This is a genomic window from Limosilactobacillus reuteri subsp. simiae (genome assembly GCF_020784875.1).
Classification (GTDB): domain Bacteria; phylum Bacillota; class Bacilli; order Lactobacillales; family Lactobacillaceae; genus Limosilactobacillus; species Limosilactobacillus reuteri_H.
Map to the genome: position 1 here is coordinate 61,758 of NZ_JAJGUI010000109.1, position 26,961 is coordinate 88,718.

The 26,961-nt window shown below is 41.0% G+C and carries 10 protein-coding genes; 7 read left to right on the top strand and 3 right to left on the bottom strand.

Annotated features, from left to right (window positions below; all coding sequences use genetic code 11):
• Positions 1-35: 35 nt before the first annotated feature.
• The 5 genes from LMC10_RS07335 to LMC10_RS07365 all read left to right on the top strand — a co-directional run bounded on the left by LMC10_RS07335 (position 36) and on the right by LMC10_RS07365 (position 23,307).
• Positions 36-13,883: a mucin-binding protein gene (locus LMC10_RS07335; protein WP_267866708.1), complete on the top strand. Its 13,848-nt coding sequence runs from the start codon at positions 36-38 to the stop codon at positions 13,881-13,883.
• Between the two features lie 512 nt (positions 13,884-14,395).
• Entirely contained in the window at positions 14,396-19,900 is a 5,505-nt protein-coding gene (locus LMC10_RS07345; protein ID WP_267866709.1) for a mucin-binding protein, read from the top strand.
• A gap of 287 nt (positions 19,901-20,187) precedes the next feature.
• Positions 20,188-21,369, top strand: a complete 1,182-nt coding sequence (locus tag LMC10_RS07355; RefSeq protein ID WP_229269352.1) for a PTS sugar transporter subunit IIC — start codon at positions 20,188-20,190, stop codon at positions 21,367-21,369.
• 260 nt (positions 21,370-21,629) lie between these two features.
• Entirely contained in the window at positions 21,630-22,187 is a 558-nt protein-coding gene (efp, locus tag LMC10_RS07360; protein WP_003664757.1) for an elongation factor P, read from the top strand.
• Positions 22,188-22,251: 64 nt separating this feature from the next.
• Positions 22,252-23,307 (top strand): hypothetical protein, encoded by a 1,056-nt coding sequence (locus LMC10_RS07365; RefSeq protein ID WP_229269353.1) that lies wholly within the window; start codon positions 22,252-22,254, stop codon positions 23,305-23,307.
• 48 nt (positions 23,308-23,355) lie between these two features.
• On the opposite strand, the gene LMC10_RS07370 is transcribed toward LMC10_RS07365, so the two are convergent.
• Positions 23,356-23,820, bottom strand: a complete 465-nt coding sequence (locus LMC10_RS07370; RefSeq protein WP_229269354.1) for a low molecular weight protein-tyrosine-phosphatase — start codon at positions 23,818-23,820, stop codon at positions 23,356-23,358.
• Positions 23,821-23,837: 17 nt separating this feature from the next.
• Positions 23,838-24,944 carry an NAD(P)-dependent alcohol dehydrogenase gene (locus LMC10_RS07375; RefSeq protein ID WP_229269355.1) on the bottom strand — a complete coding sequence of 369 codons (1,107 nt, stop codon included), beginning with the start codon at positions 24,942-24,944 and terminating at the stop codon, positions 23,838-23,840.
• A 128-nt stretch (positions 24,945-25,072) separates the two neighbouring features.
• Here LMC10_RS07375 and LMC10_RS07380 point away from each other — a divergent pair, with 128 nt between their 5' ends.
• Together LMC10_RS07380 and LMC10_RS07385 are read left to right on the top strand one after the other, a co-directional pair.
• On the top strand, positions 25,073-25,687 hold the full coding sequence (locus LMC10_RS07380; RefSeq protein ID WP_229269356.1) for a LysR family transcriptional regulator: 615 nt from the start codon (positions 25,073-25,075) through the stop codon (positions 25,685-25,687).
• 75 nt (positions 25,688-25,762) lie between these two features.
• A complete protein-coding gene (locus LMC10_RS07385; protein WP_229269357.1) occupies positions 25,763-25,966 on the top strand; it encodes a hypothetical protein in 204 nt (67 codons plus the stop codon).
• Here LMC10_RS07385 and manA read toward each other — a convergent pair.
• On the bottom strand, positions 25,963-26,928 hold the full coding sequence (manA, locus tag LMC10_RS07390; RefSeq protein ID WP_229269358.1) for a mannose-6-phosphate isomerase, class I: 966 nt from the start codon (positions 26,926-26,928) through the stop codon (positions 25,963-25,965). The two genes, LMC10_RS07385 and manA, sit on opposite strands and share 4 nt — an antisense overlap.
• Positions 26,929-26,961 lie beyond the last annotated feature (33 nt).

A 26,961-nucleotide genomic window follows, 5' to 3' on the forward strand; every position in this document is an offset into this window, starting at 1 on the left:
CTGGCGCTATAAAAAATATTAAGGGGGAAAAGTTGATGTTATCACGGAATAATCATCAGGAACAATTTAAGAAGTATGAACCAAAAAAACAACGGTTCACCATTAAGAAGTTATCTGTTGGTGTGGCCTCAGTTCTTTTGGGTATTTCTTTTGCAAATGGTGTATCAGCTGATACAACTGATGCTAGCGCAGACACAAATGCTAATAATGGTGATGGTTCAGAACAAACTGACCACAATTTAGTTCTAAATTCTGCTAATAATCAAACGTTAAAAGAAGCAACTGCTGCTAATCAAGCGAGTGGTGTAACTGCAACTTCACAAAATCCGGCTGGAGATGTACAAACCCCAGCTGCAAATGAATATGAAGCTGCCGTTAGTGCTGCAGTAGCTAGTCAAACAGCACAGAATAATACTGTTGAAAGTGCAGCTGTAAGTTCAACTAGTGCTGCTGTTGCAAATTCAGCAAACAGTGTCGCAACTTCAGCGGCCTCAGTAGCGCAACCAACTAGCACAAGTGCTGTCAGTCAACAATCTGCTGCATCACAAACTGCTGTTGAAACAAGTGCAGCTCCAGAAAGTACTGTTGCTGATACGCAAGACGCATCAACAGCTACGCAAACATTTAGCCCACGTAGCTTTGCACTAAATGATGCCGATATGGCTCGCTTATTAGGAACATCATTGGTAGCAACGAATACCGGTGCTACTGATATTTCTACATACAATCCTAATTTCAATTTTAGTGACCCTAGTGGATATAACACTACAGTAACTGGTATTCCATCCAGTCAATATGGATATGTGGCTGATTATGATACATCTAGAAAGATAACTTATGTCCTTGCTACTGATAGATCTAATCCAGGTCAAACGCTCTATCTTTATGCTAATGGCAAATTGGTTGCCAGCTCTTCCCAAGCTACTACGCCAAGTAAGCCAACCCTTGGTGGTAAATTAATCATTGATCAAACAAATGGAAATACCTACCAGGGGGGAACTTATAATTATGTAAAGACAATCAATAGCTCTCTTTCTGGTACAGGATTAAATACTTTTACTCGTATTGACGTAACTGATGCAGACGGTGAAAGTCCAGTTACTAACGGTGCTAGTGGATCTGCTGATCAATCTGCTCGTACTTTACAAATGATCTGGAATAACGGCGGTAAGACTGTTGAAAGCAGTAATTGGCAAAGTATTGGTGGCCTTGTTCCGGGTAAAGTAAAACAAAACGTTTGGTATGTAGATGCGGATACTGGTGAATTATTAGCTCATAAAGTATCTGATGAAACTATCTCAGGTCAAGAATACAACTTAACTAATGCTGAACTTGACAAGATTACTGCTAATGGTAAGACTTATGATTTAGTTAAGAGAAATAATGGAGTATATGATGCGAGTCAGTTGGCTACTGATCGTACTTTAACTACTAATAATGGGGTAGCAATTAAGGCTTCAGATCTATTGAACACCCCATTAGTGGGACAACTTAAGAATTATCGTGCTGGTGACATTAACTTTACAGTTACTAATACCGGTCCAAATCGTCTCTACGTAACCCAACAATTGGATACTAAGGGTACTGTAACTTTAAATGCATATGATGCAGAACGTTACAGTGATACTACTTGGAAGGCTATGTACGTTAGTGCCATTTCTCGTTCTACTTTGAAATCTGGTGGAATAGCTGATGGTGCAAGTTCTGAGTTTGTTAATAATGCAACCAATGGTAACCAAGATGTAATTATTCTTTACAAGGCTGCTACTCCGGTTGTTAATACGCAAAACGCTAACATTACTTTTGTTAACGATGATACTGGCGCAAGCTTGAGCGCACAACAAAATGCTAGTGGAGATGCAGGTTCACAAATTACCTTTAACAATGCAAGTACTACTGTTGCTAACTTGCTTAGACAAGGTTACATTTATAACGGTACAACTGGTAATGGTGTAACTAATGGTGCAGCTAGTGGTAGTTTCACTAGTGTTGGCTTCCCAGTTTATGACAATGATGACAACACGAACCAAGCATTCGTTGTTCACTTTAAGAACCCAGCTCAAACTACTACTTACCACCAAGGTGTTGAAGAATCTAAGACTATCCAACGTACTATTAACTACTACGACAAGGTAACTGGTGCACGGATTCCTTCAAGCTTAATTGCCCAAAACCCAATTACTGATTCCGTAACTTTCACGCGGACGCAAGTATTGGATCAAAATGGTAAGGTTGTCGGTTACGGTACTGTTGGCAGCGATGGTAAATCATTTAGAACTCAAGATTGGCATACTGCTGAAGGCTTGACTGCTGATGAATTTGCTGCTAAGAAGTCTGCTGACCTTTCAGCATTCAACTACACTGCTCCTGAATTCCAAGACGGAACTAGTGCAAATGTTGTAGCGGCTCATGAAGTAACACCAGATACTCAAAATCTTGAATACAATGTTTACTACGGTCACCAAACGCAACAAGTTACAACCAACCAAGATGTAACCCGTCGATTCCACTATGTTTTTACTGACGGCACTACGCCAGAAAGCCACTTGACTCCTCAAGCAGACCAAAAAGTAACCTTTACTGGAACTGCTACTAAGGACTTGGTAACTGGCAAGACTGGTGATACTGTTTGGACTCCTGCAACTGGTACTTTAGCGCAAGTAGCTGGTCAACAAGTAGCTGGCTACCACATTACTGGTAACGTAAATGCTAACGCTGATGGTAGTGCGAATGCCGTTACGGTAAACCCAACTTCTGGCGATATTGATGTAACGATTGTTTACACCCCAGATGCTAAGACTCCAGATACTCCACAAAAAGCTAAGGTTACTATTTACGATAAGACTGAAAACAATAAGCAATTGTCTACTTTTGAAAATAACAATGGTACAAAGGGCAGTGCAATCAGCTTTGATGGTGAACCACAAACCCTTCAAGCTTACTTAAATTCAGGCTACGTATTTGATAGTGCAACTGATGCCAATGGTAATTCAATTGGTACTGCTTCAAACATTACCTTTGGAAACTTTGATAGTGTTGATGGCAATGTTCAAAGCTTTAACATTTACTTAGTTCACGGAACTGATACTAAGACTGAAAGTGCAACAACTAATGCTCACGTTCACTATGTTGTTGCCGGTAATGAAGCTAATAAGCCAGCTGCCCCAGCTGATAGTCCAGTTCAAACAATCAATTGGACTCGTACTAACACTACTGACAAGGTTACTGGTGCAACTACTGAAGGAACTTGGACTCCAGACAAGAACGGCTTTACTAGTGTAACTTCGCCTACGCTTACGAACTACACTCCAGATCAAGCGGTTGCTAACTTTACTACTCCACAACCAAATCGTGATCAAGTAGTAACTGTTGTCTACAATCCAAACCCAGAAGTTGCGCAAAAGGCTGACTTAGTTATTTACGACAAGACTGATAATAACAAGGAACTTAACAGCTTCGATAATAGTGGTAAGACTGGTACCCAAATTTCATTTAGTGGTTCTGCAAATTACGTTGCGGACTTAATTGCTAAGGGTTACAAGATTGACAGTTTTGTAAATGATCAAAACCAAACTTCTAACCCAACTTCATATGATCAAATCAGTTTCAGTAACTTTGATAACAACAGTACTAGTGACCAACACTTTAAGTTGTACTTAGTTCACGATACTGAAAACGTAACGGACAAGAAGACTACTACTTCAACTGTTCACTATGTTGTTTCAGATGGTAAGACTAACCCACCATCTGATAACACGCAAACAATTACGTGGACGCGGCCAGGAACTAAGGATAAGGTCACAGGTGTAACTACGCCAACTGGGAACTGGACTACTCCAGATAACTACACTGATGTGCCTACACCAAACCTTGATGGATACACTCCAGACAAGACTAATGTTCCAGCCCCAACTCCAGATCCAAACCAAAACCCAACAACTGTCGTTACTTACAATCCTAAGACTCCAGATGCACCAACTTACACTGGTACTACTGAGACTAAGACTGTAACTCGTACAATTAACTACTATGACCGGGTAACTGGTGAAAAGATTCCAACTAACTTGATTGCTGGTAATCCAACAACCCAAAACGTGACATTATCACGGACACACGTTGTATCGTCAACTGGTCAAGACATGGGTTATGGGACTGTTAGTGCTGACGGTAAGACCTTTACTAAGGCTGCTACTGCTGATGGTTGGAACACTGGTGATTGGGCTCAAGTAACTTCGCCAGATCTTTCAAATGCAGGTTACACTACTCCTGATTTAGCACAAGCTGATCATGTAACAGTAAATTCTGCTACTAAGGATGCAGTGGTTAATGTTTACTACGGTCACCAAACTGAAGTGATTACGCCAAAGACTCCACATAACCCTGGTGGCAACATTAATCCTAACGATCCACGGAATAACCCAGCTGTTTACCCAGATGGTTTAACTAAAGAAGCTTTAACTACTGAAGTAACTCGTCATATTAACTATGTTGGTGTAAATGAAGATGGCACTACTACGCCAGTAAATGGAGCTCCAGATGGTAAGAGTACTTACACTCAAACTGTTTCCTTTGAACGTAATGCCGTGATCGATAAGGTAACTGGTCAAATCTTAGGCTACAGTACTGATGGCACTACTAATGTAACTACTACTGATAAGGACCGTGCTTGGACGCCAACAACCCAAAACATGGATTCTGTAGCTTCTAAGACTCCTAGTGAAGTAGGCTATGACAAGGTTGACATTTCAACTGTTGGGGGTGTAACTGTTTACCCAGGTCAAAAGGTTAACGATGTCACTGTAACTTACACTAAGAACAAGACACCTGAAGTTACTCAAAAGGCTACCCTTGAAATCATTGATAACAATAACGCTAACTCACCTAAGCAATTAGCTGCATTTAGTAATGAAGGTAAGAGTGAAGATCAAATTAACTTCGCTAACTCAAATGAAATCCTTCAAAGCTACTTGAATCAAGGTTACAAGGTTCAAAAGACTGCTGGTAACCTTAGTGGGGATGCTCAAAGTGGTTACACTTACCCAACTTACGGTAACACTGCCCAAGACTTCAAGATTTACTTGATTCACGATACTGAAGACAAGACAGAAACTGCTACAGCAACTGCTCAAGTTCATTATGTTGTTGCGGATAATGGGGTACAAGCTCCTAAAGATAGTGATCTTCAAACTGTTACTTACACTCGTACCAATACCATTGATAAGGTAACTGGTGCTACTGTGAAGGAAGGTACTTGGCAAGCGGACAAGAACGCATTTACTGATGTAACATCCCCAGACCTTTCAAAGGATGGTTACACTCCAAGTCTTGAAAATGTTCAGTTTAACGCTCCAGAACGTAATGTAAATCAACGCGTAACTGTTGTTTACAACCGTTCTGCTCAAGCTGCGGACTTACAAATCATTGATGATAATGATCCACAAAACCAACGAGTATTAGCTACTTACTCTGCTGGTGGCGAATCAGGTAAGCAAATTAGTTTTGACGGTTCAAACACGCAACTACAAAACTACTTGAACAATGGTTACACATTTGAAAAATCTGAAGGTCAAGGTATGAGTGGGGATGCCCAAAATGGCTTCACTTACCCAAGCTTTGATAACGATTCTCAATCTAATCAAAGCTTCAAGATTTACTTGAAACATGCAACTGGTAACAAGACTGAAACCGCCACTACGACTGCTCATGTTCACTACATCATGGCAGACGGTACGAAGGCTCCAGACGATAGTGCAACTCAAACTATTAACTGGACGCGGACTAACACTGTTGATCAAGTAACTGGTGCAATTGTAAATGAAGGTACTTGGTCTGCTGATAAGAGTGCCTTTACTGATGTTGATTCACCAGCAGTAGCAGGTTACACTCCAGGGACTAAGACTGTAAAATTTGCTACTCCTGAACGTGGCATTAACCAAGTTGTAAATGTTGTTTACACTAAGGATGCTCCAACTCCAGATCAACAAAATGCATTAGTTATTTACCAAGACGTAAATGATCCAGCTCATCCTGTTGATTTAGGACAAAGTGATCAATTAACTGGTCAAGCTGGGGATGCAATTAACTACAGTACTGCCGACAAGATTGCTGAATACGAAAAACAAGGTTATGTATTAGTATCAAATGGCTTTGATGCAAATGGTACTAAGCCAAGCTTTGATAATGTGAACGGCAATACTCAAACCTTCTACGTAACATTTAAGCATGGTATTCAACCAGTAACGCCAACAACCCCAGGTACGCCAGACCAACCAATTAACCCTGATAATCCAGATGGCCCTAAGTACCCATCTGGCACTGATCAAACCAGCTTAACTAAGGATGTAACACGAACTGTTACTTACGAAGGCGCTGGTGATCAAACACCAAGTCCAGTAACTGATACGCTTCACTTCCAAGGGACAGGTTACTTGGACAAAGTAACTGGTAAGTGGACTGATGCTATTGGTAATGAATTAGCAGACCAAACTAAGGGTATTACTTGGACGATTACTGATGGTACTAAGGATGAAGGTAGCTTTAACTTAGTTCCAACTAAGCACATCGATGGTTATACTTCCCAAGTTGTAACTGACGGTGCAAATGACGGTAACGGAAACGTTAAGAGTTACACTGGCATTACTCATGCAAGTGACAATATTAATGTTGTTGTTCGATACAACCCAATTGTTGCTGAACAAGGTAACTTAATCGTTAAGTTCCATGATGATACTGATAATAAAGACTTGACTGGTGTAGGTACTGATACTGGTACGCAAGATGTTGGTACTCAAGTAACTTACAACCCAAGTACTGATTTAACTAACCTTGAAAACAAGGGTTATGTTTACGTATCAACTGACGGCAATATTCCTTCATCAATTGTTAAGGGAACAACTACTGTAACTATCCACGTAAAGCATGGTACAGTTCCAGTAACGCCAGATAACCCAGGTACGCCAGATAAGCCAATTAACCCTAATGATCCTGATGGTCCTAAGTACCCATCAGGAACGGACCAGGCTTCGATTGATAAGACCATTACGCGGACTGTTCATTATGAAGGCGCAGATCAATACACACCAAATGATGTTCAACAACCAGTACACTTCACAGCGCGTGGTGAACTTGATCGCGTAACTGGTAAGTGGACTAAGGACTTAACTTGGTCAGCAGATCAGACGTTCAATGGTGTAACCACGCCTAAGATTCCGGGTTACCATGTCGTAAGTGTTGATAAGGATACAACCGACAACCAAAACGTTGATAGTGCTAAGATTAGCCACACTGGTGCAGACTACACTGTAACAGTTAAGTATGCTAAGGATGCCGCACCAACTCCAGATGCCACAACTGGTAAGGTAACTTACATTGACGACACTACAGGAAGCACTTTGAAGACTGATTCGCTTAGCGGTAATGTTGATGCTAATATTGATTACACTACTCAAGATAAGATCAACAGTTACATCAACATGGGTTACAAGTTAGTATCTAACAACTTCACTGATGGTAAAGAAGTCTTTAATAAAGATGCTTCTAAGAACAGCTTTGAAGTTCACTTGGTACACGATACTGTTCCAGTAACTCCAGAAAATCCAGGTACGCCAGATCAACCAATCAACCCTAACGACCCACGTCCACAAAATGAACAACCTAAGTATCCAAATGGTACTAGCGAAACTGACCTTACTAAGGACATTACACGGACTGTTCATTACGCAGGCGCTGGTGAATACACGCCAAATGATGTTCAACAACCAGTACACTTCACAGCAAAGGGTGTCCTTGACAAGGTTACTGGTCAATGGATCACTCCATTAACTTGGTCAGCAGATCAAACATTTAATGGCGTAACTACACCTAAGATTCCGGGTTACCATGTTGTAAGTGTTGATCGGGATGCAAATGGCAATGATGTAGCTTCAACTACTATTGCTCACACTGGTTCTGATTACACGGTTAATGTTGTTTACGCTAAGGATGATGTTCCAGCTCCTAAGACGCAACAAAACGCTCAATTGATCATTCGCGATGTAACTCCTAGTCAAGAACAAGACTTAGGTAGTTACACTCAACCTGGTCTTGAAGGCGATGCAATTAGCTTTGGCAGTGCTCAAGAATTTGTTCAAAACTTATTGAACAAGGGTTACGTTTGGGATGGTGCTTCATACAACGGTACTAACCTAGATGCTACTAACTATGCTGGAATTAACTTTGGTAACTACGACAACGCTGATGATAAGAATGGCATCAGCCAAAAGTGGGTAATCAACTTAATCCATGGTGTAACTCCGGTAAACCCAGATCATCCAGATGACAAGAATGGTTACACTAAGGAATACCTTGATCGCACAATTACACGTGATGTAACTTATGTTGACGAACAAGGTAATGAAATGCCAGGCTTAACTCCTGAACACCAAGAAGCTAAGTTCCAAGGTTCTGGTTACTTAGATAATGTAACTGGTAAGTGGGTAAATGTTGAAAATGGTAAGATTACTGGTCTCGCCGATGGATTGACTTGGACTCCAAATACGGATGCCAACTTTGATGCGATTGCTGCGAAGACCGCTGATGGTTACCACGTAATTTCTGTGAGCGGCAATGGTATTTCAGGATTTACTGTTGATGCCAATGGTGCGGTTACTGCACAAACTGTAAATCACAATACTGCAAGCTCAACGATTAAAGTTGTTTACGCTAAGACACCAGAAGTTCCAGTACCTGCTAATGGTTCGATTGTTTACATTGATGACACAACTGGTAACCAACTTGAAAATGCAACGTTTGGTGGTAATGTTGGTCAAAAGATTAATTACACTACGGCTGATCGAATTGCTAATTATGAAGGCCGAGGCTACAAGCTAGTATCCAATAACTTCAAGGATGGTAATGAATCATTTACGAATGGTGAAAACAAGTTTGAAGTTCACTTAACTCACGATATGACTACTAAGGATGTTACTAAGACCGTAACGCGTGATGTAACATACGTTTACGAAGATGGTAGTCAAGCAGATACGCCGGTTAACCAAAGCTTTACTTTCAACGGTAAGACGGTAACTGACCGTGTAACTGGTGCTGAAAAGACAAGTTGGGATACTAACGATCATAACTTCGATGCAACTAAGTCAATTGATACTACTAATTACCGAATTGTTGGTATCAGTAAGACAAATACTACTGCGAACGTTGACAATACTAATGGTGTAGTAGCAAGCGAAACAATTACGCCAACTAGTCAAAACAGCTCAGTAGTAATTACATTGGCTAAGAAGGTAACGCCACCAACACCTGTAAAGCAAGGGACGATTGAAGTTATCTACCATGACACAACAGATAACGTTGATCTTCCAGGTTATGGTCAACCTCAAACAAAGGAAGATCAAGGAACAGCCTTTAGCTACAATCCAAATGCTAAGGACTTGCCAGCTCTTGAAAACAAGGGTTATGTCCTTGATGGTGAATTGCCAACTATTCCAACTGAATACACTGATGGCAATCAACGGGTAGTAATTAATGTTAAGCATGGTACGCGTCCTGTAACGCCAGAAAATCCTGCTAACCCAACTGATCCTGTTGATCCACAACATCCACAAACGCCAACACCAAGTAATCCAAACTTATCTAAGACTGATCTTGAAAAGACGATTACACGGACTGTTCAGTACCAATATGCTGACGGGACAAAGGCACATGCTGATGTTGTTCAAACCGTAAACTTTACTGGTGAAGGAACAATTGACTTAGTAACTGGTAACCTTGTCACAGTTGATAAAGATGGTAACATTCTTAACCAACGTGGTAAGATCACTTGGAATCATGACTCACAAGACTTTGCTAATGTAGCTGCAATTAACCATGATGGTTACTATGTATCAAACGTTAGCGAAAATGGAACTGCTGCTAAGGTTGATGGCACGGCAGTTGCTAGTGAAACAGTAACGCCAACTAGTCAAAATAGTACGATTGTTATTACTTTGACCAAGAACCCAGAAGTTCCAGTAGCCGCTAATGGTTCAATTACTTACATCGATGACACAACTGGTAACGTTCTAGCCTCAGCAACATTTGGTGGTAATGTTGGTCAAAAGATTAATTACACTACGGCTGATAAGATTGCTAATTACGTAAGTCAAGGTTACAACTTAGTATCAAACAACTTTAATGATGGTAACGAAACCTTCGCAAAGGATGGCAACGTCTTTGAAGTTCACCTTGTTCACGCAACTACGCCAATTACTCCTGAAAACCCAGGAAAGCCAGGTCAAGAAGTTCCAAATCCAAATGATCCAGAACATCCACACAAGATCCCGGCTAACTTTGTTCCACAAACATTGACTAACACTGTAACGCGTGATGTAACATACGTTTACGAAGATGGCAGTCAAGCAGAGACACCGGTTCATCAAACATTTACCTTTACTGGTAACGGTGTGGTCGACCTTGTAACTGGTCAATTAGTAACAGTTGAAAATGGTAAGATTACAGGCGCAGGCCATATTATTTGGAACGCTGAAAACCATGACTTTGATGCAACTAAAGCTATTGATACAACTCAATACAACATTGTTAAAGTGAGTGAAAACAACACCACTGCTAATGTTGATATGAATAATGGGGTTGTAGCTGGTGAAACAATTACGCCAACTAGTCAAAATAGCTCAGTAGTAATTACATTAGCCAAGAAACCAGTAACACCTACGCCAGTTCAAAAGGGTACTGTAATTGTTAACTATGTTGATAAGACAACCGGCAAGACCCTTGAAACGGCAACTTCAACTGGTAATGAAGGTTCAAATGTAAATTACAGCACGAAGGATACAATTACTAAGTACACTAACCAAGGTTACAAACTTGAACATGATGGTTATCCAACAGGTACGGTAACTTACACGAATGGTACAGTTACTTACGAAGTTGATCTTGTTCACGATACTGTTCCGGTAAATCCAGATCAACCAGGTCCAAAGACACCTAATACACCAATTAATCCAGGCAACCCAGATGGTCCTAAGTATCCAGATGGTACCCAACCAGAACAATTAACTAAGACCATTACGCGGACGATTAATTACGTTGGTGACGGCCTCAATATTCCATCAGTTGAAAAGAGTCTTACTTTTGTAGCTAATGGAGTACTTGATAAGGTTACTGGTCAATGGGTAACTGTTGATAAGGACGGCAAGATCACTGGCAACGCTAATGGAATGACTTGGACAATCAAGGATGGCGACGCTGATGAAGGTTCCTTTGATGAAGTAGCAGGACCTCAGACTGATGGTTACCACATTACTAACATCGCTGCTTCAAACGAAGACTTGAGTGATATTAACAGTAGTACAGGTACAGTTGCTGGTAAGACAATCAACCATACTAATGGCAACATTGTAATTACTATTAACTACGCTAAGAACCCAGTAACGCCAACCCCTACACCAGCTGATCAAACAGTTGTTGGTAAGCAAATTGTTCACTATGTTGATGGTGATAACAATAATGCTAAGTTATTAGACGACAATACTAATGACACGTTTGTATTTACTAAGTCTGGTAAAACGGGTACTTGGAATGCTGATAGTCATAAGTACGCAAATGCTAATGCCCCAGTAATTGATGGCTACGTTGCTGAACAAAAGACTTATGAAGGTCAAACGGCAACTCCAGGGGATGCTGATAAGGAAATTACCATTGTTTACCACAAGATTGGTAAGATCATTCCAGTTGACCCATCAGGAAACCCAATTCCAGATGCCCCAACACCTAGTTATCACAATGACCCAACTGATCCTACGAAGGTAACGCCAAACGAACCTACGCCAACTGTTCCTGGCTGGACAACTAATGTACCAAATGTAACGCCTGATACACCAACTGGCGACACAAAGGTACCTTACACCAAGCCAACACCAACGCAAGACAAGGGTTCAATCACAATTACTGTTCATGACGTAACTGATAATACTGATTTACCAGAATACGGTAAGACGAGTGGTAGTCAAAACGTCGGTACTGAATTCAGCTATGACAAGACTGGTACGTTTACTTCGCTTACTAATAAGGGTTACAAGATTGTTAACCCAGATGTAACAATCCCAACTGGTATTACGAAGGGCGATCAAAACATTGTAATTTACGTTGAACACACAACGACACCAATTACACCTGAAAACCCAGGAAAGCCAGGACAACCAATTAACCCTAATGATCCAACTGGTCCACAATACCCAGATGGTTCTGACCAAGTAACGAAGAACGTAACACGGACTATTACTTACGTTGACAACAACGGTAATAAACTTCATGACTCAGTTGAACAAACTGCACACTTTACTGGTACTGGAGTTATCGATAACGTTACTGGTAAATGGGTAACACCAATTACTTGGAATGGAAATGGCGACTTAAGCGGTCAAAATACCCCAGTAATTGATGGTTACCATGTAACAAGTGTTAGTCGTGATGGCGATGGTAACAATGTTGCTAAGGTTACAGTTAACCATGGCGACAGTGATTACACAGTTGTTGTTACCTACACGCCAAACGGTAAGATTGTGCCGGTTGATCCATCAGGAAACCCAATTCCAGATGTACCAACTCCACAATACCCAACTGATCCAAGCGACCCAGCCAAGGTTACACCAGATGAACCAGTTCCAAGTATTCCTGGATTCACTCCAGAAGTACCAACTGTAACTCCAACTAATCCTGGAGAAGATACACCGGTAGTTTACACACCTGATACTCCTGTTGCCCCAGTTACAGTTCAAGGCAAGGTAACATATGTTGACGATACAACTGGTCAAACAATCTCTACTGATAACTTCAGTGGTAAGGTTGGCGATAAGATCACTTACACTACCGCAGATAAGATTAGTGAGCTTGAAGGTCAAGGTTATAAATTAGTATCGAATAACTTTAAAGATGGTAATGAAACCTTTACGAATGGTGAAAATAGTTTCGTTGTTCATTTGAAACATGCTGAAACAATTGTTACTCCAGAAAATCCACATGATAGTGGAGAAGAGAGTTACACCACTCAAAAGACAACAACCTTTACTGTTCATTATGTTGGTGCCGGAGATAAAACTCCTAGTGATCGTGTTGAGACAATTCAATGGCATCGTCAAGTTACAGTAGATAGTGTCACTGGAAATGTAATTAGCACGACACCATGGACAACTGATGGTAGTTACACGGGTGCAAATACCCCAGTTATTGATGGCTTCCATGCAGATAAGGCAGTTGTTAATGCTCCACAAGCGGATCCGGACAAGGATGTTGTCGAAACTGTTACTTACGCACCAAATGGTCATATTATCCCTGTTGATAAGAATGGCACACCAATTCCAGGTGCTGACCAACCAGTTTACCCAACCGACCCAACAGATCCTACTAAGGTCGTACCAAACGAACCAGTGCCAACTGTTCCTGGATATACTCCAGAACGTGAGACTGTAACGCCAGTTGATCCTGGTACTGATACACCAGTGGTATACGATCGTGGAAATACACCTGTTACTCCAGAAACGCCAACTACTACCCCAACAACTCCTGGAGATGATACGCCAAGCAATGAAACCCCAGTAACTCCAGAAACTCCGGTTGATAACGGTAGTCAAGAAGGTAACAATGAAGTAACACCAACACCACAAACACCAGAAAGCCCAGCTGATAATGGTTCTGTAAATCCTGCAGCACCACAACCAACTGCTGCTAAGCAAACTAATGCTCAGCAACCGGCTGCAACTACCAAGGCTGAAGCTAAGAAGTTGCCACAAACTGGTAATGCGGATGCTAATAGTGCTGAAATTCTAGGACTTGCTGCGCTTGGTTTAACTGGTCTTGTTGGATTAGGAAAGAAACGTCGCAAAGAAGACTAAAAATTATGTTCAGACAGTAATAATGCAACAAGTTGAGTTAATTGCTATGACTTAACAATTATGTGAGGCGCAAGCAACTTGCTGCATTAATAAAAGAAGCTCTACAGTTTTCGACTGTAGGGCTTTTTTTTGCGCATAATTCAAAAATGTTTATCGTTAGCTAAAAGAATGGCCTCGCTATGGAATTGTTTGAAATTAAAAAAATTATTGGATGACGTTAGAAAAAATGGTTGAAAGATGGGATTGAAGCACGCTAAGTAACACTAGATATGAAATAGTTTTCATGTTTGCTGGATTTGTTTTCATTAATTTGGCATAAAATAATTTAAGGTTAATTATTGAGCTATCAGCATTTAAACGCTAAAATTATTAACAGATGATAACTTAATTTTTGCTAATTGAGTTGTAATTTGAAGAATAAGTTTTATATTTAAAAGGTGAAAACAAGTTGTGATGCATGTTTGGGCGCCTGGTAATTTAGCTTATCCATTGATTAAGGGGGATATAGAAGAATGCTATCTCATAAAAACCTTCAAGAACAAATTAAGAAAAATGAACCTACTAAGCAACGGTTCGCGATTAAAAAACTAAGCGTTGGGGTTGCTTCTGTATTGTTAGGAGTTACTTTTGCTGGTACTGCCTCTGCTGATACAACTGATGCAAATTCAACATCTAATTCTGGAAGTGCGGGTGCAGAACAAACTGACCATAACCTTGTTGTTTCTTCTGCAAGTACTGCAACGATGAAACAGGCAACTGCCGCTAATGCTGCACAAAATGTTTCGGCTTCTGTTGTCAATCCCGCTGGTAATATTGATACATCAGTTGCTAACGATTATGAAGCTGCTGTTAATAGCGCTGCCTCTACGGCGATGAGTAGTGCAACGTCTGCAATTACTGATAGTACTTCTACTAGTGCTGCTAATCAGCAATCAGCAGCTGTTGCGGTCAACAATACAAGCAGTGCAACGCAAAATAATAGTGATGCAAATGTCGCTCAAGCACCAAAGACTGAAACATTTATCCCTACAACGACCCCATCAGCTGAACATGCAATTGGTGTTCAAGGGGTGACGGCGCAAAAAACCGCTGCGACTCCAACAGCAAATGAAAATGTTAATCAGACTTATAAAATCACCGTTAAGGCTGTTGATGTAACAACTGGTGCTGCTCCAGTTACACCATCGTATATTTTTAACTACAACTTTAAAAATGGTGTTTTTAATGGAGAAGGCAAGACAGGTACTAGCCTATATTCGTTTGGGATGGCGCCAACGGGTTACAAGCTATTAAACCCTGAAGTTCTTGATGAAAACTTTACGATGGATGGTAATATGGCTCGAATTAAAGATAAAGATGTTGATATTACCCTTCAATATGCCCGTATTTCTCCAATTTTAGTTCGTTATATTGATGAAGATACAGGAGAAGTACTTTCAACTTCATCTGTTGGTGCAAATACTTCCACTACAGCTAGTTACGCTTATAATCATGGCGATAATAAGGATATTGGTCCATCAAAATTTCTTCTTCAAGCCATTGATATTCCTGGTTATCAGTTAGATGATCAGGCAACCTTTATTGATACTTATAATAATGTTCAATCCAAAGGTAATCTTAATTACCAAATCCATACCTTTAAGTACAAAAAGATTATGGATAATCCTAACCCTAAAGATAGTCAAAAGGGATCTGGTGCCCAATACGGTGAATACTTTGGTCCAGCGTGGGATACGATTGATCCTGCCGATGTGTTTAATGTTTCAGGAGTTAAGGGATTAACTTACGAACATGATAATGGTGATATTGAGGCTAAGATTGATAATCTTGTTAAGAAGTATCACAACCAAGGTTACACCTACATGGGAACCTTTAATTACCACAAGAATACTGACTACTACAACTGGAATGAGGCATCAACTTCAATTAACCTAATTCCTAACAAGCCAGTTACTGTTAAATTTATTGACGAACAGGGTAACAAGCTTGCTGATGATCAAGTGATTGCCTTCAATAAAAACAATCCGGACCAAACTAATGATGGGATTAATGCAACAAAGCACTGGTACTCTGCCGGTGAATGGCATACGACGCCTAAGACCTTTGATGGTTACACTTTACGGACAACATATGGCGCGAATCATGGTCAATTTACTCCATATAATTATGTTGTAACTTATGAGTACGCTAAGGATGCCACTGCGCAGGTCAAGTACATCGATGACACGACTAATACGCAACTTAAGGCTGATGATCTTAAGGGATACGTTGGCGATCCGATTGACTATTCAACTAAGGATTCAATTACTAATTTTGAAGGTCAAGGTTACGAATTAGTCTCAGATGGCTTTACCGCGGGTGCTAAATACGCTGATGGTGCGAACGTCTTTGAAGTGCATTTTAAGCATGGTCAACAACCGGTCAACCCTGATCATCCAGACAAAAATGTTGATCCATCCAATTACCTTAAAGATGTTAAAGCAACTGTTCATTATGTTGGCGCGGGTGATAAGACACCAGCCGATAATGTTCAAACTTCACAGTGGAGTCGGACAGTTACAATTGATGCTGTCACCCATGAACTTGTTACGGGTGGAGAATATGATACGGATTGGGCAATTGTTCCTGGGCAAAAGACAGAATATGCTCAAGTAGCTACTCCAGTAATCGATGGTTTCCATGCCAATCAGGCAACTGTTCCTGCAACAGCTGTTACGCAAGATGACATTGAAACAACTGTTACTTATGCTCCAAATGGGAAGATTATTCCGGTTGACCCAAGCGGCAAGCCAATCCCAAATGTCCCAACCCCACAATATCCGACTAATCCAACTGATCCTACAACGGTAACACCAGATGAACCCGTTCCAGATATTCCAGGATGGGTGCCAAGTCAACCAACCGTGACGCCAACAGATCCTGGTAAGGACACTCCAGTTACTTATAACCAGATTCAAAAGGCGGACTTAACAATCGTGGATCAGGATAACAATAACCAACAAATTGTTGTTAATGGGATAACGACGAAGTTCAACGCTGATGGAATTGAAAATACCAAGATTGGCTTTACTGGCTATGGTGATTCAATCAATGCACTTGAAAGTCTTGGCTATGAATATGTTAGTTCCGACTTTGATGTCGATCAGACTTTTGATAACGACGGCAATAACGATCAGCACTTTATTATTGTGATGAAGCATGGTACTGAACCAGTCAATCCAGAACATCCAGGGGCTGGTTACAATAAGACTGATTTACAAAAAGAAGTTACACGGACAATCAACTATGTAAATGCGAAGACAGGTGAGCAAGTAGCTGATCCGATTGATCAAACGGTTAATTTTACTGCTCAAGGTACAGTTGATAAGGTTACTGGCAAATTGGTAACCGTTGAAGATGGGAAGATTACAGGCCCTGGCGAGTTAACTTGGACACCAGCTCAAGATGTCAAGGGTGTTGAATCGCCAAGTATTGCCCGGATGCATGTGGTTTCCGTTAGTCGAGATGCTAATGGCAATAATGTCAAGAGTGTGCCATTGAACCATGGGGATGAGAGTTATACCGTTACTGTTAGTTATGAAGATAATGGAACGGTCGAACGAAATGCGCAAAATATTCCAGCATCACAGACGATTAAGTTTGTCGACGAAAATGGTAACACGCTTCATGAAAATAATGTTCAAACCAGTGAATTTACCCGGACGGCTGATATTGTTGATGCGGTAACCGGGGATGTAATTACTAACGGTGCATGGAATGAAACTAGCCACAAGTTTGGCACAATTGACGTTCCAGTAATTGATGGTTACGTTGCTGAAGTTACAACTGCTGGTGGATTGACCGCAACCACTGACAATCCAAATGTTGTGACAGAAGTCGTTTACAAGAAGGTTGGTAAGATTATTCCGGTTGACCCAAGTGGCAAGCCAATTCCAAATGTTCCAACCCCAAGTTACCCTAACGATCCAACTGATCCAACGAAGGTAATGCCAAACGAGCCAGTTCCAGACGTACCAGGCTACCGTCCAACGGTTCCAACAGTAACGCCAACGGATCCTGGTAAGGATACACCAGTACCATACAACCCAATTGTTAATGATCAAAACGCAGTTGTTAACTACGTTGACCAAGATAACAACAATGCGCAAATTGCAACTTCTGGTAACTTAACTGGTAAGCCAGGCAGTGTAATCAACTACAGTACGGCTGATCAAATCAAACAACTTGAAAATCAAGGTTACGTCCTCGTAAGTGATGGTTTCCCAGCTGGTGCAGTATTTGACAATGATGACAATACTACCCAAACTTACACGGTTGTCTTGAAGCACGGAACCACGACGTTCAAACCGGATAAGCCAGGTACACCGGGTGAACCAATTAACCCTAACTACCCAGACGGACCGAAGGTAACCAATGAAGATGTTGATTACCTTAAGGATGTTAAGTTTACTGTCCACTATGTTGGTGCAGGAAACAATAACCCAGCTGACAACGTACAGAACGCGCAATGGACTCGTTCTATTACGGTTGACAATGTGACTGGTAAGATTATCAGCTCAACAGAATGGGTAAGTAATAAGACGAATTACAGTAATGTTCCAACACCGGTTGTTTCTGGTTACCATGCTGACCGTGCACAAGTTGATGGGCCAAGTGTCACGATGGAAGATCAAGAAGCGACAGTTACTTATGTACCAAATGGAAAGATTATTCCGGTTGATCCAAATGGTAACCCAATTCCAGATGTTCCAACACCACAATACCCAACCGATCCAACTGACCCAACGAAGGTAACGCCAGATGAACCAGTACCAACTATTCCAGGCTACAAGCCAGAAGTACCAACGGTAACACCAACCGATCCAGGTGTTGATACACCCGTTAAGTACACGCCAGATACGGTAAATCCAAAGCCAGCAGTTGATCAAATTGCGATTGTTAACTACGTTGACCAAGATAACAACAACGCTCAAATCGCAACTTCCGGTGACTTGACTGGTAAGGCTGGCGACAAGATTAATTACAGTACGGCTGATCAAATCAAGCAACTGGAAGCACAAGGTTATGTACTAGTAACTGATGGCTTCCCAGCAGGCGCAACCTTCGATGATAACGCGGATCAGAATCAAGTCTTCACTGTTGTCTTGAAGCACGGTCATACTCCAGTAGGACCAAACAATCCACATGAACCTGGTACACCAGTAAACCCTGATGAACCAAACGGTCCAAAGTGGCCTGCTAAGGATACTTACACGAAGGAATACACTTCAACGGTCCACTTCGTGGATAACAACGGTAATAAGATGCGTGATGACGATGTGCAAACTTCAACTTGGACACGGACATTAATCATCGACAAGGTAACTGGTCAAATTATTAACCCTGACGAAGGATGGACTGCTGATAAAGGCAGTTATAACGAAGTTAAGGTTCCAGTAATCAATGGCTATGTTGCGGATAAGGCTAACGTTCCGGCTAAGGAAACGGTTCAACAAAATCTTGAAGATACGGTTACTTACACTAAGGTTGGAAACATTGTACCGGTTGATCCAAATGGCAACCCAATTCCAAATGTTCCAGCTGTGCCATATACCAATGACCCAACTGATCCAACCAAGGTTGTACCAAATGAACCAGTACCTTCAGTTCCGGGAATGACACCAAGCGTTCCAACGGTAACGCCAACGCATCCAACTGTTGATACACCAGTTGTTTACACGACGCCAACACCGGTAACTCCTGAGACGCCAGTAACACCACAACCAGATGAACCGGCAACTCCAGAAACACCAGCTACTCCAGAACTGGTTCAACCGGAAACTCCTCAAACTCCTGCTGCCCCACAAGCAGAGACGCCAGCGCCAGTGAAGACTGAGTCAGCTGCACCTGCTAAGCAGGAAGCTAAGAAGTTACCACAAACTGGTAATGAAAATAATTCAGCTGCTGCCCTTGGCTTGGCTGCATTAGGCTTAACTGGTTTATTGGCTGCAGGAAAGAAACGGCGTAAAGAAGATTAGTAATTCTTTGGACTGTCAAAGATAAGTTATGCGGAGAGTTGTGGTTAATTTGAAGATGGTTTATTGCAATGACTTAACACATAATGCAATGGATAGTGGCTTAACAGATTCATAGCAACAAACTCGAAGCATAAAATAAAAGGATAGTGAGCATTTCAGCTTTGCTATCCTTTTTTATTCTTTCTTAATAATTCATTTACAAAAGCGCTTACTTTAAGATTAAATGTAGTAATAGATTTAATAAATCTAACCTTTTGATTTAAATTAAAAATAAATGAGAAATATAATTGACTTTTAATTATTACTCCGATAAACTAACAACAATCATTAAACAAAAAATAAATTATAAGGAGGCGTTAATGATGGAAAATCAAGTTAGCAATTCTAAAGCTAATGCAACTTATCAAAATTCATCAAAGGTCAAGGAAGTGGCCTATCGAATTTTTGCGGCGGTGGCTAATGCTATTTTGGTCGTTCTAGGAGGAGGATTATTAACTCAAACAATTGGTAACTTGACAGGTATCCATGTCCTTACCCTAATTGGTGGTGAGGCTCAAGCATTATTAGCGCCTGCTATTGGGGTTGCGGTTGCTTCACAGATGAACACAAATACATTAGTTACATTTGCATCAATGGTAGCGGCTACCGTTGGATCAAATGGTGTTCATTTTACTGATACGGCGGTTAAAGGAATGACTGCAACTGGGCAAGTAACTGCGGCGGCAGCGGGAGCACCGGTTCTTACTACTGGCCAACCTGTTTCTGCTGTTTTAGCGGCGCTTGTTGCTGTTCTTGTCGGTAAGTATTTAACTGGAAAGACGCCACTTGATATGGTTCTTGTTCCATTTGGTGCGTTAGCCGTGGGGATCGGTTTTGGCCTAGTAGTTGCGGCAGTTGTTACACCAGCGCTTCTTGCTGTGTCCGCCTACATTGCGCATTCGATGCAAGTTTCACCAGTTTTAGGATCAATGGTAATTTCCGTTGTGTGGGCCCTATTTCTGATGACGCCTGCCTCTTCTGCAGCCTTGGCCGTTGCGTTGATGCTTGATCCGATCTCTTCGGCGGCTGCCTTGATTGGTACTACTGCTCAATTTGTTGGTTTTACTGCGATGTCATTTCGGCAAAATAACCTTGGCGCAAATATCGCCCAAGGACTTGTTACCCCTAAAGTTCAATTTCCCAATCTCCTCATCAATCCTTATCTTTTAGTTCCAACGGTTGTTTCAGCAGCTGTTTGTGCACCAATTGCAACAGTTCTGTTTGATTTCCGTTCAACATCGACCTTAGGAGGATTGGGACTAAACTCCTTGATTGCACCAATTGCTTACTTATCACGCGGCTGGGCTCAGTTCAGCACATACATGGTTTTCGGCGTGGTAGTACCCGCTGTTCTTTCAATTGCTCTTTACCTTGTTCTTAAGCGCGCTGGATTCATTGGTGAAAAGCAATTACATCTTGAGCTAGTTTAGAAGTATCGATCAAAGAAAAAAAGCTGTTTGTCTATTGAAAATTATGAAATAGGCAGACAGTTTTTTATTGATAAAACATCCTAACAACTGCTATTGTTGTGATTAGGGAATGTGATACAATAGACAGTGAATGTAAATTGTAGATGGTAACTATCTATGATTAACGGCACGGAACGAAGCCAAAGATTAAGGCTTGCTTTAAAGCAAAGTCCCATTAATCGGTAAAAGAGTTCAGTTTTATATGAAGGAGTTTTTATACTATGATTCAAACAATTGATTTGAAAAAAGGTATGGTTTTTGAACGTGACGGTAAGTTATTAAAGGTTCTTCAAATCAACCACCACAAGCCTGGTAAGGGTAACACTTTAATGCAAATGGACATCCAAGACCTCCGTTCAGGTTCAATTGTCCACACTACTATGCGTCCATCTGAAAAGGTTGAACAAGTTAACGTTGACAAGCGTTCTGCTCAATACCTTTATGATGAAGGTGATTCAGCCGTATTTATGGACCTTGAAAGCTACGAACAATACAGTTTAAACCATGACTTGCTTGGTGACGACAAGAACTACCTTGTTGAAAACATGAAGGTTATCTTAAACTTTGTTAACGGCGACATCATTGGGGTTGAATTACCAACCACTGTTGAATTAACTGTTGCTGAAACTGAACCAATGATTAAGGGTGCTACTATCGATGGTGGTGGTAAGCCTGCTACGATGGAAACTGGTTTAGTTGTTAACGTTCCTGCATTTATCAAGAACGGTGACAAGCTAATCATCAACACTACTGATGGTAGCTACAAGTCACGGGCTTAGTTAAATATGTAATCAAAATGCTCCTTGTATATCACAGGGAGCGTTTTTTATGGGAGAAAATAATATGAATAAGAAAATAGGATTTTTAATGGTTACGGGGATATGTCTATTGTTGGCTGGTTGTGGAAATCAGGCTAACAATAAAGCGGCTAATTCTTCATCTGCATCAAGCAGTAGTTTATTAGTCGCTAAAAGTAATGTGAAAGTTAATAGTGATAACATGAGCCCCCAAGAAGCTGTCAGTTTGATTAGTACGTATTGCGGCCTTCGTTATGGTGGGAATTGGGCTGCCATGGCTAAAGAAGCGCAAAAAGAGGGATTGCAGGTAAATCTTTACCCAAGTTCTAAATACCAATTGAGTGATGGAGGGCAAGGAGTAGCTTACGATGTGACTGCTGGTGGAAAGTCACAGGGCTTGGTTTACACTGTTAATAACGATGATGTAAACATCTACCAAAATGTTAAGGAAAATCAAAAGAGTACCAAACTCGCCACAATCTCAAAGTCAGAAATGGCCAATTATGTTAATCAAGAAGGTCAGGGGAAGCTCGTTAATGACTTAGCTGCTAAGGCGCAGGTAGTTGATAAGCGCAGTGGTGATAGCAATTCCTCAGCAAGTACTAGTAATTCTGGTAATGATCATAAGTATGGTCGCATTGGTACTATTGATGTTCCAAGTGAAATGCAGGGAACATGGTATTCGGCAGATAATGATGCTGATTCAACTATGACTTTTGGACCTCATTCCTACACATATAGTGATGGCGACCATAGCGGAACGACCCAGCTTTACAAGCAGGATTCACAATGGGCTCAGAATGAAGATAACTATACTAACGAAGGAATCCAAAACGCTACTAAGAACTGGGGAAAAGTGAGCTATCTAAATATTGATGGCGAACGTTGGTTAAATGTCCGTGGTTGGACTCAAGGCGCTGGTGACGGTGAATCATACGCGGTGAAGACCGAAACAGTTGATGGCAAGCAGGTTAAAGTTTTAGTGGTTGGCGGAGGAGCAAGGAATCTCGTAGATGCTGTTTACTACCAATCAAAGGATATGGCGCAACAAAATGCTGATAAGAAGTTTGACGATCTTCATTACTTAGATGATGATGATTAAAAAGAAAAAACACGGCTGAATTTTTCAGGCGTGTTTTTTGATAAACAGTTATTTAATTTCCTTCTTTAGCTTAGCAAGCCAATTGGGGAGGGCTTCACTTAAGCTATCATAGGTATCTTGGAATCGGTGAGTGATCCAGGGGTCAACGATATAGCGATTTTCTTTTCCTGGGGTAGCTTCAAAGATTCCGTGAACCTTATTCTCTAACCCAGATGGTGCCATATCTTTTGCGTCCTGGACATTCATCTGATCCATGGCGATAATATAATCGGCATCATAATAATCCCTGTCGCGCAATTGACGAGCAATCATTCCGTCGTCTTTAATATGATATTTATCGAGAATGGCTTTTGTTCGACTATCAGCAGGTGAACCTTCTGCAATGTTACTTGTGCCGGCTGAGTCAACGGTAATTTGATCAGCAAGGCCAGCTTCTGTAACCATTTTTTTGAACATTGCTTCCGCCATTGGTGAGCGGCAAATATTACCAAGGCAAACAAAAATTACTTTCATAAAAACACTCCACCTAATTATTTAGCTAATTCAGGATCAATTTTGATGATTGGCTTAATAACCTTTCCGTTTGTTGAGTCAGCGATAACTTGGTTAATATCAGCGAAATCGTAGTACTTAACAAGCTTATCAAGAGGGAACTTGCCTTGCTTGTAGTACTTAACTAGTTGAGGAATAAACTCTTGGGGATTGCTATCTCCTTCGACAACCCCAGAGATTTTCTTGGATTCTGATAAGATATCATTCATTAAGTTTAAGGTAATATCGCCGCCAACCCCTAAGAGAATACATTCTCCAGCGGTGGCAAGACTATCAATTGCTGACTTAATTACGCCGGTGTTTCCGGTAGTATCGATTGCATAAGTTACACCACGCGGAACGATTTCCTTAATTACTTTGACGGGATCTTCAGCCGTGTTATTAATTGTTTCGGTAGCGCCCAATTCCTTTGCCAGGTCAAGGTGGTTACCGTTACGATTGATCGCAATAATGTGTTTAACTCCAGCGATTTTAGCAGCCATGATTGCGGCTAAGCCAACAGCACCAGCACCGAAAACGGCAATTGCATCTTCAGGAGCAGGTTTAATATAATTTAGAACGGTTCCAGCACCTGTTTGCATTCCACAACCGAGTGGACCTAATAAGTTAAGGTCTACATCTTGATCGACTTTAACAATATTATGGACATTGGCTGTTACATAGGTCGCAAAGGAAGACTGACCAAAAAAGATACTGACTGGCGTGCCATCATCTAAGTGCAGGCGGTGAGTACCATCATAGGTTTTTCCTTCAAAGTTTAGCTGATTGAAGTTTTCGCATAAGCCTTGATGATTATGAGTACAGTTATAGCAATGGCCACAGTAGCTAAATGATAGAACAACATGGTCGCCGGGTTTAACGTTCGTAACGTTAGCTCCTACTTTTTGAACGACGCCCGCACCTTCATGCCCGAGGACAACGGGGAGAGGAGTAGTAGCACCGCTTCGACCAACAATATCTGTATGACAAAAACCTGTTGAAGCAATTTTTACTAATACTTCATTTTCTTTTGGTTCATTCAATTCGACGGTTTGAATCTCTAAATCAGCGTTAGGTTTGGTTGCAACAGCAGCTTTAATTTGCATATTTGGCTCTTCCTTTCAATATAAATACTCTGGATATTAAACAAAATTATTGTAGCATTAGAAAGAAAAAGTGTAGACTGTTAATGGAAGTCTACACCCGAATAAAAATGTTCGCCTAGGAGATAAAAATGAACGAAGAATTATTACGATTATTTTTGGATGTTGTTCAATTAGGCAGTTTTCAAAAAGTAGCGGAAAAGAATTACGTCTCACAACGGGCTGTTTCGCGACAGATTCAACGGTTAGAGCAGAATCTTCATACTCAATTGTTCGAGCGCAAGAAAAATAAAATCGTTTTGACGCCGGCTGGTGAATTCTTTAAAAAACGCAGTGAGGCAATTATTAATATGCTAGATGCAACCGAACATGAGCTCCACCGTTTTTCTTACCGGGGCGCAACTAACTTGTCAATCGGTTATTTTTCGCCTTTTGATGGCCTCTTTATCCATAAACTGCTTGCTAAGTTATCGCCCACTGTAAATGCCTTTGTAAGCGAAGAGAGTGTGGAACATTTGGTCTCAGATGTATTAATGGGTAACCTTGATTGTGCCATTGTGATGGATGATTATGGCTTTAACAATAATTATGCACAAATGGGATTACAAACGGTTACCATCCACCGTGACCGAATGATTATCGGAATAAGCGAGCGTTTAAGTCATAATAATGAAGTTGAGCTTGCTACTATTCAGAAAATGCCAGTAACCTACTATAGTAATGAAGATTCATCATATTTAAAATAAGCCTTTACCAGTAGTCTCCAAGGAATTGTACGACCGGCTGAAGTATTACGAGTGCCGACTTATGAGCAAATGCAGATGTTAGTCGGATCAGGCCAAGCCGTAGCGTTTTATCCCGAAAAGCTAATCAAGGTCCTCCAAAACCCGCTTGAAAATATCCGCTATTTACCGTTGGCCGGGAAAAGCAATCAGTCGTTTGAGTTTAAATTAATTTTTAAAGCGAAAAAACCGCATGATATTGTAAAACAAGTAGCTAAAATACTGCAGATAGCAAATGATTAATCTGTTGGTTCAGAAGCAATGGCTAAAAGCTCACCGTCCATCGTCCAGCTTTTAACGGTTGCAGGGATGATAAAATGATCGCCTTTATGAAGCGAATATTGTTGATCATCAATGGTTAAAATCCCATTGCCATCAATAATTGAAACTAGAGTATAGGGACCGTGTTCGTGAGCCAAGCTGGTTTGGTCACGGATCTCCCACTTGTAGACGGTAAAGAATGGTGAGTCAGGTTGAGAAATTAAAGTAGTAATTATTGAACTACCATCATGGACGAGGTGGGGGTTAATTTGTGGCTCAGTAAATGGCACCGTTGTCACGTCTTTTGCTTGTTGTAAATGAAGCTGGCGTAGCTGACCTGTTTTTTTATCTCGACGGTCATAGTCGTAGATCCGATAAGTGGTATCAGAACTTTGCTGGGTTTCTAAGACGATAATTCCTTTATTTAAGGCATGGATAGTTCCGCTTGGCACATAGACAAAGTCCCCTGTTTTTACTGGCTTTTTACTAAAGAGTTTTGACCATTGATGATTATCGATCATCTTAATAAGTTCATCGCGCGTTTTTGCGGTATGGCCGTATGTTAAATAAGCTCCAGGTTCTGCATGAATAACATACCAACACTCTGTTTTGCCTAGTTCGTGCTCATGTTTTTTGGCATAAGCATCGTCGGGATGAACTTGAATTGATAGACTAGCATTAGCATCAAGAATCTTTGTTAATAATGGAAAAACAGAAGAGCGTGGATTGCCAAATAGCTCGGGATGTTGCTGATAAACTTTTGGCAATAGTTGGCCTTCGTATTGACCATTGGTGATGATATTTGACCCATGTGGATGGCCAGAAATTGCCCAGCACTCACCAATTGTTCCCGCTGGAATTTGGTAACCAAAGTCAGTTGAAAGGTGCCGACCACCCCAAATTTTCTCATGAAAGACTGGTTTTAAAAATAATGGTTCTACCAATGTTATCACTCCTTTATGTATCCGCTTACATAA

Excerpts from the sequence above, each read along its gene's own strand:
- LMC10_RS07335 (WP_267866708.1), top strand. The coding sequence starts at position 36 with ATGTTATCACGGAATAATCATCAGGAACAATTTAAGAAGTATGAACCA.
- LMC10_RS07345 (WP_267866709.1), top strand. The coding sequence starts at position 14,396 with ATGCTATCTCATAAAAACCTTCAAGAACAAATTAAGAAAAATGAACCT.
- efp (WP_003664757.1), top strand. The coding sequence starts at position 21,630 with ATGATTCAAACAATTGATTTGAAAAAAGGTATGGTTTTTGAACGTGAC.
- LMC10_RS07365 (WP_229269353.1), top strand. The coding sequence starts at position 22,252 with ATGAATAAGAAAATAGGATTTTTAATGGTTACGGGGATATGTCTATTG.
- LMC10_RS07370 (WP_229269354.1), bottom strand. The coding sequence starts at position 23,820 with ATGAAAGTAATTTTTGTTTGCCTTGGTAATATTTGCCGCTCACCAATG.
- LMC10_RS07375 (WP_229269355.1), bottom strand. The coding sequence starts at position 24,944 with ATGCAAATTAAAGCTGCTGTTGCAACCAAACCTAACGCTGATTTAGAG.
- LMC10_RS07380 (WP_229269356.1), top strand. The coding sequence starts at position 25,073 with ATGAACGAAGAATTATTACGATTATTTTTGGATGTTGTTCAATTAGGC.
- LMC10_RS07385 (WP_229269357.1), top strand. The coding sequence starts at position 25,763 with ATGTTAGTCGGATCAGGCCAAGCCGTAGCGTTTTATCCCGAAAAGCTA.